This window comes from Neisseria sp. P0009.S007, from assembly GCF_051962515.1.
The window spans coordinates 1-981 of record NZ_JBQCVF010000571.1 but is presented as its reverse complement, the minus strand read 5'-3'; the positions used below and the strand labels follow the sequence as shown (position 1 = coordinate 981).

Here is a 981-nt window from a genome sequence, read left to right as displayed (position 1 = left end):
TTGGACGGCATCGAAGTGGTCGGCTCTCTGGTCGGTACCCGTAAAGATTTGGAAGAAGCATTCCAATTCGGCGCAGAGGGTTTGGTTGTGCCTAAAGTCCAGTTGCGTGCTTTGGATGAAGCGCCTGCCATCTTCCAAGAAATGCGCGAAGGTAAAATTACCGGCCGCATGGTGATTGATATGAACAAAGAGTGCAGCTGCATTCATCACTAATCAAATGATTCCGTGATAAAAAGGCCGTCTGAACAATTTCAGACGGCCTTTTTCATTGGATTGAATAACTTAAAGCGTAAAGCTACTTTCAAATACGCGGATTTCTCCGCTGATAGGATCGGTAAACTCTATTCTTTTGGCCAGAAGTTTTAAAGGTCTGTCGTAGTCTTTATCACCGGCCGCCAAGGGGGTAGGGTAAAGCGCATCGTTCATCAGCGGCATATTCAAACTCATCATATGCACGCGGAGCTGGTGTTTCTTTCCGGTATGCGGCGTGAGGCGGTAGAGGCTGAATGCGCCGCGGTTTTCGATAAGCTCGATGGTCGTGTGGGCATTGGGTTCGCCTTCCGTTTCCTGTGTGAGGAAGAATTTTTTGCCGCGTTCCATTCGGGATGAGATATGCAGCGGATAGTCCAAATCCGTCCGCGTCGGCGCCACCGCTTCATAGATTTTTCGGACGGTTTTTTCTTGGAACATGGTCTGATAATCGCGACGCGTGGCAGGGTTGAGCGAAAGCAGCATAACGCCTGCCGTATCTTTGTCCAAGCGATGAATCGGCGTAATGTCTTCAACATTCAAATGCTGCAATTCAGGCCGCAAACGCAGGCGCGTGAGCAAGGTTTCCCGCAAAAACCTGCCGCTGGGGATGACGGGCAGAAAATGCGGTTTGTCCGCCACAATCAGGTGCTCATCAATATGCAAAATCTTTTCTTCAAACGGAATACGCGGCTCGCTCTCACGGCTGGTTTCACGGTAATAAAACATCGT

1 protein-coding gene and 1 pseudogene are annotated in these 981 nt (G+C 49.6%); one reads left to right on the top strand and one right to left on the bottom strand.

What is annotated here, in order from left to right; translation table 11 throughout:
- Positions 1 to 213: pseudogene (locus ACTHS3_RS14880) on the top strand (alcohol dehydrogenase AdhP); the annotation flags it as partial.
- A 69-nt stretch (positions 214 to 282) separates the two neighbouring features.
- Here ACTHS3_RS14880 and ACTHS3_RS14875 read toward each other — a convergent pair.
- On the bottom strand, positions 283 to 981 hold a 699-nt coding region (locus ACTHS3_RS14875), incomplete at its 5' end, for a pseudouridine synthase (protein ID WP_440368356.1).